This window comes from Pseudomonas sp. MF6394, assembly GCF_002018845.1.
GTDB classification, from domain to species: Bacteria; Pseudomonadota; Gammaproteobacteria; order Pseudomonadales; family Pseudomonadaceae; genus Aquipseudomonas; species Aquipseudomonas lactis.
Genome location: NZ_MVOJ01000004.1, coordinates 71428 through 87308 on the forward strand (window position 1 = coordinate 71428; position 15881 = coordinate 87308).

Here is a 15881-nt window from a genome sequence, read left to right on the forward strand (position 1 = left end):
CAAACACACCAATCCCAATCGAACATCTATCCTTACCTCAGGTCCATCTAGGGAGAGCAATGGATCGGAGGGATGTTCATCGTGCATATCGCTGACATAACCATGTTCTACGCCCCGGCCAGCGGTGGCGTACGCACTTACCTTGACGCCAAGCACCGGCGTCTGGCGCTCAAGCCGGGCATTCGCCACAGCCTGTTGATCCCCGGCGCACATTTGAGCGAACAGGACGGCATCTTCAAAGTACCGGCGCCCGCCCTGCCCTTCGGCAAAGGCTACCGTTTCCCCGTTCGCTTGGCGCCATGGCGAAATGTCCTGCACGATTTACAGCCCGATCTGATCGAAGTGGGAGACCCTTACCTGACCGCCTGGGCCGCCCTGGATGCACGGCGCCAGTTGGATGTGCCGGTCATCGGCTTCTACCACTCCGACTTGCCACTGCTGGTGAGTAACCGCATGGGGCCTTGGTTTACCCCCAATGTTGAAGCCTATGTGCGCAAACTCTATGGGAATTTTGACCGAGTGCTCGCCCCCAGCCAGGTCATGGCCGACAAGCTCACCGGGCTTGGCGTCAGAAATGTCTTCGTGCAACCCCTGGGCGTAGACCTGCAAACCTTCACCCCTGAGGTACGTGACCCCGGCCTGCGCGCCGAACTGGGGATTGGCGAAGACACTCGGCTATTGATCTTCGCCGGGCGCGGCTCCAAGGAGAAAAACCTGCCGGTGCTGCTCAACTGCATGAAGCGCCTGGGGGATGGCTACCACTTGCTGCTGGTGGGCTCCGGCATGCCGGCCAGCGTGCCGGACAATGTCACCGTGGTCGATGGATTCCGGCCCGCCCAGCATGTTGCGCGGCTGATGGCCAGCGCCGACGCCTTACTGCATGGCGGCGACCAGGAGACCTTCGGCCTGGTGATTCTGGAAGCCATGGCCTGCGGTATTCCGGTGGTCGCCGTGGCGGCCGGGGCCTTTACCGAGATTGTCGATGAGCGTTGTGGCCTGCTGTGTACGCCGAACAACCCCAAGGCCATGGCCGATGCGGTGCGCGAGCTGTTCAGTACCGACAGCCGACGCCTGGGGGCCCAGGCTCGGCGCCATGTCGAGCAGCGTTATGCGTGGGACACGGTAGTCGACAGCCTGTTGGGGCATTACTACGCCGTGCTGGGCAGCCATGAACCGATGCTCGCCCATGGCTGAGCGCGCGCTGATGCTGGTACTGCACGACGTGGCACCGCATACCTGGGCCGACTACCGGCCCTTCGTCGAGGCCGTCGATGCACTGGGCAACGTGCCCATCACTTGGTTGGTGGTGCCGGACTTTCATCACCATGACGACTTGGCCGCCCACCGCGATTTTCGGCGCCTGCTCGATAGCCGTGTCGCCAAGGGCGATGAACTCACCTTGCATGGTTACTACCATTGCGACGACCAACCTCGGCCACGTACGCCAAAAGAATGGTTTATGCGACGCATCTATACCCATGAAGGCGAGTTTTACCAGCTGTCCGAGGCCGAGGCGTTGCGGCGGCTGACCGCCGGCATTGAGGTATTCCAGCGCAATAGCTGGCCGCTGCATGGCTTTGTTGCACCCGCCTGGTTGATGAGCGACGGCACCCGGCAGGCATTGCGCCAGTTGCCGCTGAGCTACACCAGCGACCCACAACATCTTTATCGCCTGCCGGACTTCACGCCTATCAATGCCCCCGGCCTGGTGTGGAGTGCGCGCAGTGCCTGGCGCCGGGGATTGTCCAAAGTCCTCAGCGACCGCCGGGAACAGCGGTGGCAGACAGCCCCGCTGATCCGACTGGGATTGCACCCTGTGGACATGCGCTACAGGTTTTCCCGCGATTATTGGCTGCACACCCTGCAACGCCTGCTCAACGCGGGGCGCGTCCCCCAAACCAAGGCCGCCTGGCTGGCAACGCAACCATGGGCCGACTGATCTGGCTGGTGCTTGCCCTGCTGGTGGCACTGGCCATTCCGATATGGCTGGGCGGCGGCGAAAGCATTACGCGCCTGCGCCAGTTTCCGCTGCCCCAGTTGCTGGGGATGTTCGCCATGATCATCGGCTGCTGGCTGATCAACAGCCTGCGCATCCGCCTGTTGCTTGGCGAGCATTGCGCTCGGCTAGGGCCGCTTAAAAGTCTGGGCGTGGTGATATCCACCGAATTCGCCATGTGCGCCACACCCGGCGGCAGCGGCGGACCGTTGACCCTGATGGCGCTGCTGGCACGTAACGGCGTGCGCCCCGCCCACGGCAGTGCGGTGTTTGCCATGGACCAACTGAGCGACTTGGTGTTTTTTCTCTGCGCACTGGTGGGGATCCTGCTGTATGCGCTGTTTCATAGCCTCAGCCCGCGTTTGGAGTGGTTGCTGGGGCTCAGCGCCGTGTCGATGGTGGGTGGGGTGATCAGTGGCTGGGCCGTGGTGCATTTTCACCGGCGGCTGATTCGCCTGGCGGGTTTGGCACTCAAGGCTATGAAGGTCGGCGCTACCACCCGCCGACGCTGGGCACGCCGGTTGCTGCGTTTTCTGGCGGCGTTCAGCGCCACCCTCAAGCTCCCCCGGAGTACCTTGCTTGGGGTCTTTGCGCTGACCAGCCTGCATTGGCTGCTGCGTTACAGCGTGCTGTACCTGGCGCTGCGCGGGTTGGGCGGTGAGGTGCAGTGGGCCTGGAGTTTTCTGATCCAGATGCTGTCGCTGACTGCCGGGCAGTTCAGCCTGGCGCCAGGCGGGGCCGGCGCAGCGGAGCTGACGTGCGCGGCACTGCTGGCGCCTATGGTGGGCACATCCACAGCAGCGGCGGCGATTCTGATCTGGCGAGCGGTGACCTATTACTTCTATTTGCTGGCCGGTGCGCCAGTGTTTTTATTGATGGTCGGCAAACCGCTGCTCAAGCGTCTTTTTCAGGGGCGGCAGGCGGCTCGTCCTGCGCCTGTGTCTGCTCCCATAAACGCGCCGCGCCTGGAAAATCAGTTCCATCCTCGGCATCCAGCGCCTCCGGGTCGTAACGACTCAAACAGCCCTCGCCCAAGGTAGCAGGCGCCCGTGAGGTGGCTTTATCGAGCGGGTCGCTCATGGGAGTCTCCTGAAACAGAAATAAAAAAGGGCCTGGAGAGTTTTACCTCCAGGCCCCTGCGTCTTTCAATCAAAACCGCTGAGTCAGAAAACCACGGTCTTGTTGCCGTGCACCAACACGCGATCTTCCAGGTGGTAGCGCAAGCCACGCGCCAACACCATTTTCTCGACGTCACGGCCGAAGCGCACCATGTCTTCAATACTGTCGCTGTGGCTGACGCGCACCACGTCCTGCTCGATGATCGGGCCGGCGTCCAGCTCTTCGGTCACGTAGTGGCAGGTTGCACCAATCAACTTCACGCCACGCAGGGAAGCCTGGTGATACGGCTTGGCACCGACAAACGACGGCAAGAAGCTGTGGTGGATGTTGATCACTTTGCCCGCGTATTCGCGGCACAGCTGCGGCGGCAGGATCTGCATGTAGCGCGCCAGCACCACCACATCCGCGTCGTGCTGCTTGACCAGGCGCGACACCTCGGCAAATGCCGGCTCCTTGTCCTGTGGGTTGACCGGCACATGGTAATAAGGGATGCCATGCCATTCGACCATGCTGCGCAGGTCGTCGTGGTTGGAGATCACGCAAGCAATCTCGCAATCGAGTTCGTCGCTGTGCCAGCGGTGCAGCAGGTCTGCCAGGCAGTGGGATTCGCGGCTGGCCATCAGCACCACGCGTTTCTTCTGCTCGGTGTCGGTGATGTGCCAAGTCATCGAAAACTCTTCGGCAATCGGCGCAAACGCCTCGCGGAAGGCTTCCAGGCCAAAGGGCAGCGTATCGGCACGGATTTCGTGACGCATGAAAAACCAACCACTGAGATCGTCCGAGTGATGGCTCGCCTCGGTGATCCAGCCATTATGGGAAGCCAGAAAGTTACTGACCTTGGCAACGATGCCAACCCGGTCCGGGCAAGCAATCACCAGCCGAAAAGTGCGCATTAGGGGGAAACTCCAGAACTTCACAAAGGCGGCTATTCTAGCGATTACGCAAAAAAACTGCAGTATTCCCTTGCACCTGATCTTGAGCCCTCGCCGTGGCAACACCCCTTAATCGTGTAAGGTTTTACCACCGCTATATGACGGTACAACGGTATGCTCAGGCCAGTAGCAAAAAATTAACGCGATTATCTTTGCGCATAACGCTTACTAATTAACTCATCGGCCAGGTTTTCTCACACACATTCAATGTCATTCACCTGAATAACGTCTTAAATGTTTACTTGATGAAATTGCCTGACTATTATTAGGCCACTCACCCTGTCAATCAGCGTTCTACATAAGGTAGTCCACATGTCACTGATCAACGAATACCGCGCCACCGAAGAAGCTATCAAAGAGCTGCAAGCCCGTTTGAAGAACCTGTCCGAAGACGACAAGCTGAAAACCGAGCTCGAATTCGAAGGCAAATTGCGCACCCTGATGGGTGAATACTCCAAATCCCTGCGTGACATCATCGCGCTGCTGGATCCAGAGTCGAAAGTTAAAGCACCGCGTGGCGCTGTGAAAACTACCGGCACCAAGCGTGCTCGCAAGGTCAAGCAGTACAAAAACCCGCACAACGGCGAAGTGATTGAAACCAAAGGTGGCAACCACAAAACTCTGAAAGAGTGGAAAGCCAAGTGGGGCGGTGACGTAGTTGAAGGTTGGGCAACCCTGCTGGGCTAAGCCCGGTCGGACGTTCACCCGATACGTCACACATGAAAAACGCCAGCTTGCTGGCGTTTTTTATTGTCGGAATATTCTGTAGTTATGCACCTACAGATTCAGGCGCGCCGCTAAGGAATCTACATAGTCCTGCCATTGCGCCAGTACCTGACACTGAAACGATGTAGCACTAACCGCCAACTCCTCACGCGCCTGCTTAAACCCCAACAGGGTATTCGGCGCCCCCCACTGTGCATCCGACAAACGTTGCTGACAGAAAAGTTTCCAGCGTTGTTGCTCCTCATTGTTCAAGGTTTCAGGAAAGTTACGCGCCCGGTAGCGAAATAATAATTCCGGCAAACGATGATCATCGAACGGCCACTGCTGACGGGCCAACTGCGCGGGCTCGGCCATGCGAACTTGCTCACATAAACGACGGTCACGGTCACCAATAAAACCATCGTAGAGCTGCTGCTCCGGGTCCGCGTTCGGCGCAAAGTCTTCCTCGGCATAAATGGCTGCTAACTTGTCCCGCCAAACTTCCTGTGCGTCAGTTAGCCGCAGCGCCCGTGCAAGGCAAGCCTCCTTATCCAATTGCAGGCGCTCCAGGTCTTGCGGACGCAGCACCTTTAATGGCGCGACCACCGGGCAGCGGTTGATATGCAGCAACTTGAGCGGAACCGGCAGCTCACCTTCGGCCAACTCATCGCGGCGCGTGTAAAGACGCTGGCGCAGGGTCGCCGCATCCAGGTCCAACAGCCCTTGTGGATCGAGCCCCAGGTCACAGACGATCAAGGCATTGCGATTGCGCGGGTGCCAGGCCAGGGGCAAGACTACACCCAGGTAATGGCGCTCGGCAGAGAAACGTCCGGAGATATGCACCATCGGTTGCAGCAACCGCACCTGATCCATGACCCGCTGTTTGCTGCGCAGTTGAAACAACCACTCATACAACTTCGGTTGTTTCTCCCGGACCAACCGCGCCAGGGCGATGGTTGCACGCACATCCGACAACGCATCATGAGCCTGGCCATGGTCGATGCCGTTGGCCTCGGTCAAGCGTTCGAGCTTGAGGGTCACACGCCCTTCCTGCTCGGGCCAGTTGATGCCCTCCGGCCGCAGGGCGTAGGCGGTGCGCATGACATCGATCAAGTCCCAGCGGCTGTTGCCGCCCTGCCACTCGCGCGCATACGGGTCGAAAAAATTGCGGTACAGACTGTAGCGCGTCATTTCATCGTCAAATCGCAGGGTGTTGTAGCCGGCGCCGCAGGTACCTGGCGCGGCCAGTTCGGCGTGCACCCGGGTCATGAAATCGGCTTCGGCAAGGCCCTTCTCGGCGAGGATACCCGGCGTGATACCCGTGATCGCGCACGCTGCTGGATGAGGCAGGATATCGTCGCTGGGCTGGCAATAAAGATTGATCGGCGCACCGACCTCATTGAGCTCAAGGTCGGTGCGGATCCCGGCTACCTGGAGCGGACGATCGTTGCGCGGGTTGATGCCGGTGGTTTCATAGTCGTACCAGAAAATCGAGGTCACGGGCTATTCCTGTGCTGAAGACCGACAAAGTCTAGGCGCTGCAAGGCGTTTGGGGCCAGCGATACCTTACTGTATAAATATCCAGAAAAACCTCGGGTGGTTGCTTCCATCCTCGACACTGCTAGCATCCGTGTCTCTAAGTCGCCTCGCACTGCCAAGGATCGCAATGCCATCAACGCCTTTGGATACCCACTATCAGATAGAAACGCCGGAGGGCATCGACCTGCCCCTGCGCCCTGCTGGCCTGCCCTCCCGGGCATTGGCCTTTGCATTCGACCTGGGCGTGCGCGGGATCATCATGGGTATCCTGCTGGTGCCGCTGGCGTTGCTCGGCAATGTAGGGGTAGGGCTGGGTTCGCTGCTGCTGTTCCTGGTGAGCTGGTGGTACATGGTGTTGTTCGAAGTGCTCAACCAGGGCTGCTCGCCGGGCAAGCGGGTCATGGGCCTGCGCGTGGTACAGGATGACGGCACGCCCATCGGCTGGTCGGCATCGCTGATCCGCAACCTGCTGCGTTTTGTCGACATGCTGCCCTTCGGTTATTTCCTCGGCGCGATCAGTTGCCTGCAGCATCCGCACTTCAAGCGGCTCGGCGACCTGGCGGCCGGTACGCTGGTGGTGTACCGCGAACTGCCGCTGGCACGCCCAAGCATCCCTCAAGCACCCGCCCTGCGCCTGCCCTTCGCCCTGGAGTTGAGCGAACAGCGAGCCATCCTCGGTTTCGCCGAACGCCAGGCCGAGCTCTCGGCCGAACGGGTGCATGAACTGGCCGCCATCCTCGCAGGGCCCCTGCAAGTGTCTGCGCCGCGCGCCGTGGAGCAACTCAACGGTGTAGCCCGTGGCTTGTTGGGGCCGACATGAAACAGAGCCTTTTTGAAAGCCGCCACCAGCACCAATGGCAAACCTTCGCCGAGCAGTTGACGCAACTGGAGCAAGGTAAAGCCAAGGCCGCCGATGTTGCCGACTTCCCGCATCAATATCGACGCCTGTGCCAACACCTGGCCCTGGCTCAGCAGCGGGGCTATAGCAGTTACCTGGTCGACCCGTTGCAACAGCTTGCACTGCGCGGCCATCAACAACTGTATCGCCATCGCAGCCAACTGACGGCGAACATAGTGGCGTTTCTTCTGGCCGGCTTCCCGCGCCTGGTACGCGAACAGTGGCGCTTTGTGCTGATCGCCGGCCTGCTGTTCTTTGGCAGCCTGGTGGGGATAGCCCTGCTGGTGTACCTGTTCCCGGACCTTGTCTACAGCATCATCAGCCCCCAGCAGGTGGCCGAGATGCAGGGCATGTACAACCCCGACGCCAGCCGCTTGGGCCGCGCTGCCGAACGTGCCGCCAGCGAAGACTGGATGATGTTTGGCTATTACGTGATGCACAACATCGGCATCGCCTTCCAGACCTTTGCCGCCGGCCTGTTGTTTGGCCTTGGCAGTGTGTTCTTCCTGATTTTCAACGGTCTGGTCATAGGTGCGGTCTCCGGGCACCTTACCGACATCGGCTATGGCCAGACCTTCTGGTCGTTTGTCATGGGTCACGGCGCATTCGAGTTGACCGCCATCACACTGGCCGGTGCCGCAGGCTTGCAACTGGGCTGGTCACTGGTCGCCCCCGGGCGCTTGGCGCGCAGCGAGGCCCTGCGCCTGGCCGCGCGCAAAAGCGTACGGATGCTCTGCGGTGTCATGGTGTTTCTGTTGATCGCAGCCTTTATCGAAGCCTACTGGTCCTCAACCACTGGCATTGAGCCCTGGATCAAATACGCGGTAGGCGCCGTGCTCTGGCTGCTGGTGGCCGCTTACCTGACCCTCGCCGGGCGGAGTCGCCATGCGCCTGACTGACGCCAGCGTGGTGATTCGCCCGCGCACTTCCTGGGAAGCCATGGACCTGGGGGTGCTGATGGCCAGGGAACACCGCGCCCTGCTGATGGGCAGTTGGGCGCTGGTGAGCCTGCCGGTATTCAGCCTGTTGACAGTGCTGCTCTGGAATTACCCGTCTGTGGCCATGTTCCTGTTCTGGTGGCTCAAGCCGGCCTTCGACCGCTTACCGTTGTACATTCTGTCCAAGGCCCTGTTTGGTGAGCCCCCCAGCCTCAAACAGGCCGTTCGCCATTGGCCGCAGTTGCTCAAAGGGCAGCTGTTCGCCAGCCTGACCTGGCGGCGGCTGAGCATGAGCCGCAGCTTCACCCTACCCGTCAGCCAACTGGAAGGCTTGGACGGTGACGCACGTCAACGACGCCTTGGGGTGTTGTTGCAACGAAACGCTGGCGCCGCACGCTGGCTGACAACGATCGGCGTGCACCTGGAAATCGGCCTGTGGTTTGGCGCCATGGCCCTGTTCTATCTCTTCATACCGCAACAGATCGAACTGGACTGGGACTGGCAACGACTAATATTGGCGTCAGGCTCGGACGTGCTTTGGCTGGAGCACCTGAGCAATGCGTTCTATGCCTTGGTCCTGGTGTTCTGGGAACCTATCTATGTCGCCTGTGGCTTCAGCCTGTACCTGAACCGCCGCACGGTGCTGGAGGCCTGGGACCTGGAGCTGGTATTCCGTCGCCTGCGCCAGCGCCTGAGCAACGTCGCACCGCTGTTGTTGCTGGTCGTCGGCTTGGCGCTGCTACACGTCAGCCCACCCGCCATGGCAGATGAAGCTACAGCCCATAAGCCCCTCAGCACCCAGGCCGCCAGCCAATCCATCCAGGCATTGCTGGAAAAGCCGCCCTTCAAGAACCCGGAAACCGTCACACGCTATCGGTTTGGTGACGAAAAAGCGCCGGTTAAAAACACGGCCAAGGGCGACGGCAAATTACCTGGTTGGCTCCAGGCACTGCTCGACAACTTCAACAGCGACACCTTCAAATACGTCGCCAAAACCTTGGAAATACTGCTCTGGAGCCTCGTGATCGGCGGCCTGGCCCTGGTGTGCTGGCGTTACCGTGAATGGTTGCGCACCTTCGTCAGCCGCCTTGGGCCCACTCGCACGGCCGCTCCCTCGCCCGTTCCCGCTCAGTTGTTCGGGCTAGAGCTGGGCACCGAGACATTGCCCGAAGATATCGCCAGTACCGCCGAGCAACTATGGCCCACCCAGCCCCGGGAAGCTCTTGGCCTGCTGTATCGCGGTTTGCTCAGCCGGCTGTTGCATGAGTTCGACCTGCCACTGACAAGCGCCGATACCGAGGGGCAGGTATTGGAGCGTATTCATCATTTGCAACAACCGCAGTTACTGGCGTTCAGCGACGAACTGACACGCCACTGGCAAAACCTGGCCTATGGTCACCGCCTACCGCCCTCTTCAGCCCAACAAAAACTGTGCAGCGACTGGCGTGCTCTTTTCAGTGACGGAGCGAGCCAATGAACCGGGCGTTATGGTGGGTAGCGCTGCTACTGGCGTGCCTGTTGGGTGCGGGCGGCCTATATGCCTGGCACAAGGTAATTCCCTACGAGGAAGTGGTAAATCGCGGCCCGTCACCAGAGGCACGCGCCAACCCTTACCTGGCCGCCGAGCACTTTTTGCGCCAGCAAGGCGTGGTGGTGGCGCATGCCAATGGCCTTGAACGACTCGCCGAACTGCCCGCCAAAGGCCATAGCCTGTTGCTGCTGGGGGAGCGCAGCAACATGACACCACGCCAGGTCGAACAACTGCTGGGCTGGGCAAAAGCCGGCGGCCACCTGCTCTTGGTCGCCGAGGCATTATGGGATGAAGAAACCGGCACCAGCGGTGACTTGCTGCTTGATCGCCTCACTGTCCGCCAAACCTTGAGCGACACCTTCGACGAACCCGCGCCACCGCGTAAAAAAACCAAGCCGGACCTGACCAAGCTGTATGTCGACAACGAAACGGCACCGGCCTATTTCAGTTTTGACACCGACTTCAACCTCACCGACCCCAAGCACCTGGCGCAGTTTTCCGCCAACAGCGCCAAGTCCAGCCACCTGATGCAACTTGACCTGGGGCAAGGCCGCGTCACGGTGATCACCGACAGCGACCTGTGGAAAACCGCGGATATCGGCAAACATGATAACGCCTGGTTGCTGTGGTATCTGAACCAGGGCACTGACGCCACCTTGCTGTTCAACAGCGACACGGACGATCTGTTTACCCTGTTGCTCCGTTATTTCCCCCAGGCCCTCGTCGCCCTGATTGCGCTGGTTGCCCTGGGGCTGTGGCAAGCAGGCATGCGCCACGGCCCGGTCCAGGCACCGGCGCCCAAGGCTCGTCGCCAGTTGAAGGAACACTTGAAGGCCAGCGCGGATTTCCTGTTGCGCCGCAGCGGCCAGGGCACGTTGTTGCAAGCCTTGCAACACGACATTCTGCGCGCAGCCCGGCGACGCCATCCTGGGTTTGAACACCTCGATGCGCCAGGGCAACGCCAAGTGCTGGAGCACCTTACGCGACAACCCCCTCATATCATCAGCCAGGCGTTAGAGCCTGTTGCGCTGAAGCGGCTTTCCAGCGCCGACTTCAGCCGACAGGTGGCGAGCCTGCAAACCCTCAGGAATGCCTTATGAGCGACTCTCCACTGGCCACCGCCCTGACCGCCGAGAACCTTCAGCATGCCAGCCAGCAGGCCCAGGCGCTGCGCGTGGAATTGCGCAAGGCCGTGATTGGCCAGGACCTTGTGATTGACGACGTGCTCACCGCTCTGATCGCAGGCGGCCACGTTCTGCTGGAAGGCGTGCCCGGCCTGGGCAAGACCTTGCTGGTACGCGCCCTGGCCCGCTGCTTTGGCGGTGATTTTGCCCGTATCCAGTTTACCCCGGACCTGATGCCCAGCGATGTCACCGGCCACGCCGTGTACGACTTGCAGACCGAACAGTTCAAACTGCGCAAGGGGCCGTTATTCACCCACCTGCTGCTGGCCGACGAGATCAACCGTGCACCGGCCAAAACCCAGGCAGCGCTTCTCGAAGCCATGCAGGAACGCCAAGTGACCCTTGAGGGTGAGGCATTACCCATCGGCCAACCCTTCATGGTGCTGGCGACCCAGAACCCCATCGAGCAGGAAGGCACCTACCCACTGCCCGAGGCCGAGCTGGACCGGTTCATGCTCAAGGTGCGAATGGACTACCCAGATGCTCTACAAGAGCTGGATATGGTCCGCGAAGTGACGCGCTCGTCCAAGGCCGACATGCTGGAGGTACAACCGTTGCGTACGGTGCTGCAAGCCGAGGACGTAGTAGCGATGCAGCAAATTGCCAGTGACCTGCCACTGGATGAACAGGTGCTCGACTACGCCGTGCGCCTGGCCCGTGCCACGCGCAGTTGGCCGGGGCTGGCCATCGGTGCCGGCCCCAGGGCCTCCATTGCCCTGGTACGCGGCGCCCGTGCCCGTGCGCTGTTGCGCGGTGGCGAATTCGTCACCCCCGATGACATCAAGGGCTGCGCCCTGGCAGTACTGCGTCACCGGGTACGCATCGCACCCGAACTGGACATCGACGGCCTTGAAGTCGACCAGGTGCTCCAGCAGTTACTCGACCAGATTGCAGCACCAAGGCAATGACGCGGCCATGAAACCGACTCGTCTGCTGCTGACCTGGCTGGGCGTTCTGCTCGGCTTGAACATCTTGCTGGGCACCTCGGCAGCGTTGCAGTTCAAAGTGCCCGCCACCTTGCATTCGGTAGCCTGGGGCCTGCTGCTGGCCCTGTTGCTGCTGGCGATGCTGGATGCTGCACGCTTGCGTCGCCGCCCTTCGGCCCGCGTGTACAGAACATTGCCTGGCAGCCTGGCGCTGGGGCGCTGGGAAGAAATACGCCTGTGCCTGGAGCACGACTATCCACAGCCACTGACCGTGCAGGTGTTCGATCACGTGCCCGATGGCCTGGCGGTGGATAATCTGCCTCAATCCATTCAACTACGCCCCGGTGAACGTGCTGAGCTGGGCTATCGCGTGCGCCCCTTGCGGCGCGGGCACTTCCACTTCAGTCGCTGCGAGCTGATGCTGCCCAGCCCATTGGGGCTGTGGTCGGCACGACGCTGGGTCGACACCCACGATGCCACCCGTGTTTACCCGGATTTCGCGCGCTTATACGGCGCGCAGTTGCGGGGTGTGGATAACTGGCTGAGCCAACTGGGCGTGCGCCAACATCAGCGGCGAGGATTGGGCCTGGAGTTTCACCAGCTGCGCGAGTTTCGTGAAGGCGACAGCCTGCGTCAGATCGACTGGAAAGCCACCGCCCGCCAACGAACGCCCATTGCCCGGGAATATCAGGATGAGCGCGACCAGCAAATCGTGTTCATGCTCGACTGCGGCCAGCACATGCGCAGCCAGGATGATGAGCTGTCCCATTTCGATCACGCCCTCAACGCATGCCTGCTGCTGAGCTACGTCGCCTTGCGCCAGGGCGATGCCGTAGGGCTGTGCACGTTCGCCAGCGACCCGCCGCGCTACCTGAAGCCGGTCAAGGGCAGTGGCCAATTGAATCTGTTGCTCAATGCGGTGTACGACCTGCAGACCACGCGAAAAACCGCCGACTACCAAATGGCCGCCAGCCAGTTGCTGGCGCGGCAAAAACGCCGGGCACTGGTGATCATCGTTACCAACCTGCGGGATGAGGAGGATGAAGCCTTGATGGCCGCCGTCCAGCGTATCGGTAGGCATCACCGGGTACTGGTGGCCAGTCTACGGGAGGAGGTCCTCGACCAACTACGCCAGGCCCCTGTGCAAACATTGCCCGAAGCGCTGGCTTACTGCGGCACGGTCGATTACCTCAATACCCGCAACCAACGCCATGATCGCTTGAGTGCCCATGGGCTCTCGGTGCTGGATACCTTGCCATCGGCGCTGGGTGCCGGGCTGGTCACGCGCTATCTGGAATGGAAAAAGGCCGGGGTATTCTGAGGATGACTGCGCAGGGTCATGGCCAGGAAACAGCCACGACCCCACGCATAATTCAGACAGAGGCCTGCAAAGGATAAAAGCTGAAGTACTGCAACAGCGCGTTGATCAGGTGTCCGTATTCTTCGGGCGCCTGAAGCACGCGGAACCCCGAGTCGTAATGCTGCGGGGTGACATCTTCGTGGCTCCACAAGCAGGTTGCCGTGAGGTCAATCGCCTTGAACTCGCCTTGAGCCACCGGCACTTTCAAGCGCAGCTCGAAATCTACCTCGGTCATCATGGGTAACGAGCTGATCAGCATCAGACCGTTTTCAGACACATTTCCAAGAAAGCCAATTGGCTTGTCAGTAATACGATTGAACACCTGCAAAAAATACGGCAGTTGATGCCGTTCGATCCGTCGTTCGGTAAACATGGTGAAGTCGCCATCCAATAGCCAAAAATCTGGCCGTGCCAGTGATTCGGAACAAGCAATCGCTCGCTCTCCCTGGATCTCGGTGTGACAACAGGTACCGCTTGTCACCAAACAGCTGCCGAATCCGGGCCTTGCATCCGTTCGAATGGGAAACTGCACAAACAGACATTCAAAGAATAGCGCAAGACTGGCGACCGGCCAGCTCTGAAGCGACAAATACCCTTACAGCGACGCAGGCCGTGGTTTTGCCAGGCCTGCAGCCGGCAGATGCCCCAATTGTTGCAAGGTATCGAGCCGCGCGCGGGCTCGATAGGCGTACTCGCTCGACGGGTAGTGGCCGATGATGAACTGATAGGTCTGTGCGGCATCGACAAACAGTTTCTGGCGTTCCAGGCACTGCCCGCGCAACATCGAAACCTCCGGTTGCACGTAGCGGCGGGTACGGCTCTCGCGATCGACCTGGGACAACTCCAGGGTGACACGCTGGCAATCACCGACCCCATAGGCGCGGTAAGCGTTGTTCAAATGGTGGTCCATCGACCAGCGGGTACAGCCGACAACACTGACGGCCAGGGCAGCAACGAGCAAAATTCGCATGGGGTTCTCCTGTCTTGTGCAGTGTATCGACCCCTGGTCGAAAATCTTCAAGGCGTTTGCCCATTCAACCGCAGCCAAAACAAGCCAATCGTCGATAAGTAGTGCAAACGAACAATGACTACAACGAAAGAGCATAGTAGCCTTCCCCAGCGCTTGAACTCAGGAGTCCGTGCATGTCCGTCCGTCGTACCAAAATCGTCGCCACCCTTGGCCCGGCCAGTAACTCGCCGGAAGTCCTCGAACAGCTGATTCTGGCTGGTTTGGACGTCGCCCGTCTGAACTTCTCCCACGGCACCCCGGACGAGCACAAGGCTCGCGCCAAGCTGGTGCGTGACCTCGCCGCCAAGCATGGCCGCTTCGTTGCACTCTTGGGCGACCTGCAAGGCCCGAAAATCCGTATCGCCAAATTCACCAACAAGCGGATCGAGCTGAAGATTGGTGACAAATTCACCTTCTCCACCAGCCACCCGCTGACCGAAGGCACCCAGGACGTGGTGGGCATCGACTACCCGGACCTGGTCAAGGACTGCGGCGTCGGTGACGAACTGCTGCTGGACGACGGCCGTGTGGTGATGCGCGTCGACACCGCCACGCCGACCGAACTGAACTGCACCGTGATCATCGGCGGCCCGCTGTCCGACCACAAAGGCATCAACCGTCGCGGTGGTGGCCTGACGGCGCCGGCCCTGACTGAAAAAGACAAGGCCGACATCAAGCTCGCCGCCGAAATGGAAGTGGACTACCTCGCCGTGTCCTTCCCACGCGACGCCGCCGACATGGAATACGCCCGTAAACTGCGCGACGAAGCCGGCGGTACCGCCTGGCTGGTGGCGAAGATCGAGCGCGCCGAAGCCGTGGCCGACGATGAAACCCTCGACGGCCTGATCAAGGCTTCCGATGCCGTGATGGTTGCCCGTGGCGACCTGGGCGTGGAAATCGGTGACGCCGAGCTGATCGGTATCCAGAAGAAGATCATCCTGCACGCACGCCGTCACAACAAAGCGGTGATCGTTGCGACCCAGATGATGGAGTCGATGATCCAGAACCCGATGCCGACCCGTGCCGAAGTGTCCGACGTGGCCAACGCCGTGCTCGACTACACCGACGCCGTGATGCTCTCGGCTGAAAGTGCCGCTGGCCCGTACCCGCTGGAGGCCGTGCAGGCCATGGCGCGTATCTGCGTCGGTGCCGAAAAGCACCCCACCAGCAAGACCTCCAGCCACCGCATCGGCAAGGTCTTCGAAAGCTGCGACCAGAGCATCGCCCTGGCTGCCATGTACACCGCCAACCACTTCCCGGGTGTCAAGGCGATCATCGCCTTGACCGAAAGTGGCTACACGCCGTTGATCATGTCGCGCATCCGCTCCTCGGTGCCGATCTACGCGTTCACCCCACACCGCGAAGCCCAGGCCCGCGCGGCCATGTTCCGTGGCGTGTACACCATCCCGTTCGACCCGGCGTCACTGGCGCCGAACGAAGTCAGCCAGAAGGCGATCGACGAGCTGGTTAAACGCGGCGTCGTGGAAAAAGGCGACTGGGTCATCCTGACCAAGGGCGACAGCTACCACACCACCGGTGGCACCAATGGCATGAAGATCCTGCATGTAGGCGACCCGCAGGTCTGAGTGACAGGCTGAAAAACAAAAGCCCCGCCATGTGAATGGCGGGGCTTTTTGCATTTCAATGCAGGCCAATGTGTTGAACTTCAGTGCCTCATCGCAGCATAGATATCTACACAACCCTGCAGCACTCAACGCTAACCACGATGCGAAGCGAGCCGCTC

General features: G+C 60.5%; 15 protein-coding genes. 11 read left to right on the forward strand and 4 right to left on the reverse strand.

Features of this window, described 5'->3' with window-relative positions:
• Positions 1-72: 72 nt before the first annotated feature.
• Genes MF6394_RS06350 through MF6394_RS06360 form a run of 3 tightly spaced genes read left to right on the forward strand, consistent with a single transcriptional unit; the run spans position 73 to position 3036 of the window.
• Positions 73-1194: a glycosyltransferase family 4 protein gene (locus tag MF6394_RS06350; protein ID WP_044267860.1), complete on the forward strand. Its 1122-nt coding sequence runs from the start codon at positions 73-75 to the stop codon at positions 1192-1194.
• Positions 1187-1939, forward strand: a complete 753-nt coding sequence (locus MF6394_RS06355; RefSeq protein WP_069558297.1) for a DUF2334 domain-containing protein — start codon at positions 1187-1189, stop codon at positions 1937-1939. Before MF6394_RS06350 ends, MF6394_RS06355 begins: the two co-directional genes overlap by 8 nt.
• Positions 1927-3036, forward strand: a complete 1110-nt coding sequence (locus MF6394_RS06360) for a lysylphosphatidylglycerol synthase transmembrane domain-containing protein (RefSeq protein WP_078466345.1) — start codon at positions 1927-1929, stop codon at positions 3034-3036. Before MF6394_RS06355 ends, MF6394_RS06360 begins: the two co-directional genes overlap by 13 nt.
• A gap of 123 nt (positions 3037-3159) precedes the next feature.
• On the opposite strand, the gene purU is transcribed toward MF6394_RS06360, so the two are convergent.
• Positions 3160-4008, reverse strand: a complete 849-nt coding sequence (gene purU, locus MF6394_RS06365) for a formyltetrahydrofolate deformylase (RefSeq protein ID WP_003193893.1) — start codon at positions 4006-4008, stop codon at positions 3160-3162.
• A 351-nt stretch (positions 4009-4359) separates the two neighbouring features.
• Between purU and mvaT the strand changes: the two genes are divergently transcribed.
• Positions 4360-4734 (forward strand): histone-like nucleoid-structuring protein MvaT, encoded by a 375-nt coding sequence (gene mvaT / locus MF6394_RS06370; protein WP_019821235.1) that lies wholly within the window; start codon positions 4360-4362, stop codon positions 4732-4734.
• Positions 4735-4824: 90 nt separating this feature from the next.
• On the opposite strand, the gene sbcB is transcribed toward mvaT, so the two are convergent.
• Positions 4825-6252, reverse strand: coding sequence for an exodeoxyribonuclease I (sbcB, locus tag MF6394_RS06375; protein ID WP_032895484.1), 1428 nt, complete (start codon positions 6250-6252; stop codon positions 4825-4827).
• A 166-nt stretch (positions 6253-6418) separates the two neighbouring features.
• Between sbcB and MF6394_RS06380 the strand changes: the two genes are divergently transcribed.
• Genes MF6394_RS06380 through MF6394_RS06405 form a run of 6 tightly spaced genes read left to right on the forward strand, consistent with a single transcriptional unit; the run spans position 6419 to position 13089 of the window.
• Positions 6419-7111, forward strand: a complete 693-nt coding sequence (locus tag MF6394_RS06380; protein ID WP_078466346.1) for an RDD family protein — start codon at positions 6419-6421, stop codon at positions 7109-7111.
• The gene (locus MF6394_RS06385; RefSeq protein WP_078466347.1) at positions 7108-8088 is read left to right on the forward strand and encodes a stage II sporulation protein M; all 981 of its coding nucleotides are present in this window, start codon (positions 7108-7110) and stop codon (positions 8086-8088) included. The genes MF6394_RS06380 and MF6394_RS06385 overlap by 4 nt, the downstream gene beginning before the upstream one ends.
• Positions 8075-9604, forward strand: a complete 1530-nt coding sequence (locus MF6394_RS06390; protein ID WP_078466348.1) for a DUF4129 domain-containing protein — start codon at positions 8075-8077, stop codon at positions 9602-9604. Before MF6394_RS06385 ends, MF6394_RS06390 begins: the two co-directional genes overlap by 14 nt.
• Positions 9601-10758, forward strand: coding sequence for a DUF4350 domain-containing protein (locus MF6394_RS06395; protein WP_078466349.1), 1158 nt, complete (start codon positions 9601-9603; stop codon positions 10756-10758). Before MF6394_RS06390 ends, MF6394_RS06395 begins: the two co-directional genes overlap by 4 nt.
• Positions 10755-11750, forward strand: coding sequence for an AAA family ATPase (locus tag MF6394_RS06400; RefSeq protein WP_044267880.1), 996 nt, complete (start codon positions 10755-10757; stop codon positions 11748-11750). The genes MF6394_RS06395 and MF6394_RS06400 overlap by 4 nt, the downstream gene beginning before the upstream one ends.
• Before the next feature lie 7 nt (positions 11751-11757).
• A complete protein-coding gene (locus tag MF6394_RS06405; protein WP_044267882.1) occupies positions 11758-13089 on the forward strand; it encodes a DUF58 domain-containing protein in 1332 nt (443 codons plus the stop codon).
• A 52-nt stretch (positions 13090-13141) separates the two neighbouring features.
• Here the strand turns inward: MF6394_RS06405 and MF6394_RS06410 are convergent, their stop codons facing one another.
• Both MF6394_RS06410 and MF6394_RS06415 read right to left on the reverse strand, forming a co-directional pair.
• Positions 13142-13501, reverse strand: coding sequence for a PilZ domain-containing protein (locus MF6394_RS06410; RefSeq protein ID WP_044267885.1), 360 nt, complete (start codon positions 13499-13501; stop codon positions 13142-13144).
• 222 nt (positions 13502-13723) lie between these two features.
• A complete protein-coding gene (locus tag MF6394_RS06415) occupies positions 13724-14098 on the reverse strand; it encodes a tetratricopeptide repeat protein (RefSeq protein WP_003193903.1) in 375 nt (124 codons plus the stop codon).
• A gap of 173 nt (positions 14099-14271) precedes the next feature.
• Here MF6394_RS06415 and pyk point away from each other — a divergent pair, with 173 nt between their 5' ends.
• Positions 14272-15723, forward strand: coding sequence for a pyruvate kinase (gene pyk / locus MF6394_RS06420; RefSeq protein WP_003193904.1), 1452 nt, complete (start codon positions 14272-14274; stop codon positions 15721-15723).
• Positions 15724-15881: the final 158 nt, after the last annotated feature.

Bases quoted from the DNA above. Each gene is read 5' to 3' on its own strand.
- MF6394_RS06350 (WP_044267860.1), top strand. From the start codon at position 73: ATGTTCATCGTGCATATCGCTGACATAACCATGTTCTACGCCCCGGCC.
- MF6394_RS06355 (WP_069558297.1), top strand. From the start codon at position 1,187: ATGGCTGAGCGCGCGCTGATGCTGGTACTGCACGACGTGGCACCGCAT.
- MF6394_RS06360 (WP_078466345.1), top strand. From the start codon at position 1,927: ATGGGCCGACTGATCTGGCTGGTGCTTGCCCTGCTGGTGGCACTGGCC.
- purU (WP_003193893.1), bottom strand. From the start codon at position 4,008: ATGCGCACTTTTCGGCTGGTGATTGCTTGCCCGGACCGGGTTGGCATC.
- mvaT (WP_019821235.1), top strand. From the start codon at position 4,360: ATGTCACTGATCAACGAATACCGCGCCACCGAAGAAGCTATCAAAGAG.
- MF6394_RS06380 (WP_078466346.1), top strand. From the start codon at position 6,419: ATGCCATCAACGCCTTTGGATACCCACTATCAGATAGAAACGCCGGAG.
- MF6394_RS06385 (WP_078466347.1), top strand. From the start codon at position 7,108: ATGAAACAGAGCCTTTTTGAAAGCCGCCACCAGCACCAATGGCAAACC.
- MF6394_RS06390 (WP_078466348.1), top strand. From the start codon at position 8,075: ATGCGCCTGACTGACGCCAGCGTGGTGATTCGCCCGCGCACTTCCTGG.
- MF6394_RS06395 (WP_078466349.1), top strand. From the start codon at position 9,601: ATGAACCGGGCGTTATGGTGGGTAGCGCTGCTACTGGCGTGCCTGTTG.
- MF6394_RS06400 (WP_044267880.1), top strand. From the start codon at position 10,755: ATGAGCGACTCTCCACTGGCCACCGCCCTGACCGCCGAGAACCTTCAG.
- MF6394_RS06405 (WP_044267882.1), top strand. From the start codon at position 11,758: ATGAAACCGACTCGTCTGCTGCTGACCTGGCTGGGCGTTCTGCTCGGC.
- MF6394_RS06410 (WP_044267885.1), bottom strand. From the start codon at position 13,501: ATGTTTACCGAACGACGGATCGAACGGCATCAACTGCCGTATTTTTTG.
- MF6394_RS06415 (WP_003193903.1), bottom strand. From the start codon at position 14,098: ATGCGAATTTTGCTCGTTGCTGCCCTGGCCGTCAGTGTTGTCGGCTGT.
- pyk (WP_003193904.1), top strand. From the start codon at position 14,272: ATGTCCGTCCGTCGTACCAAAATCGTCGCCACCCTTGGCCCGGCCAGT.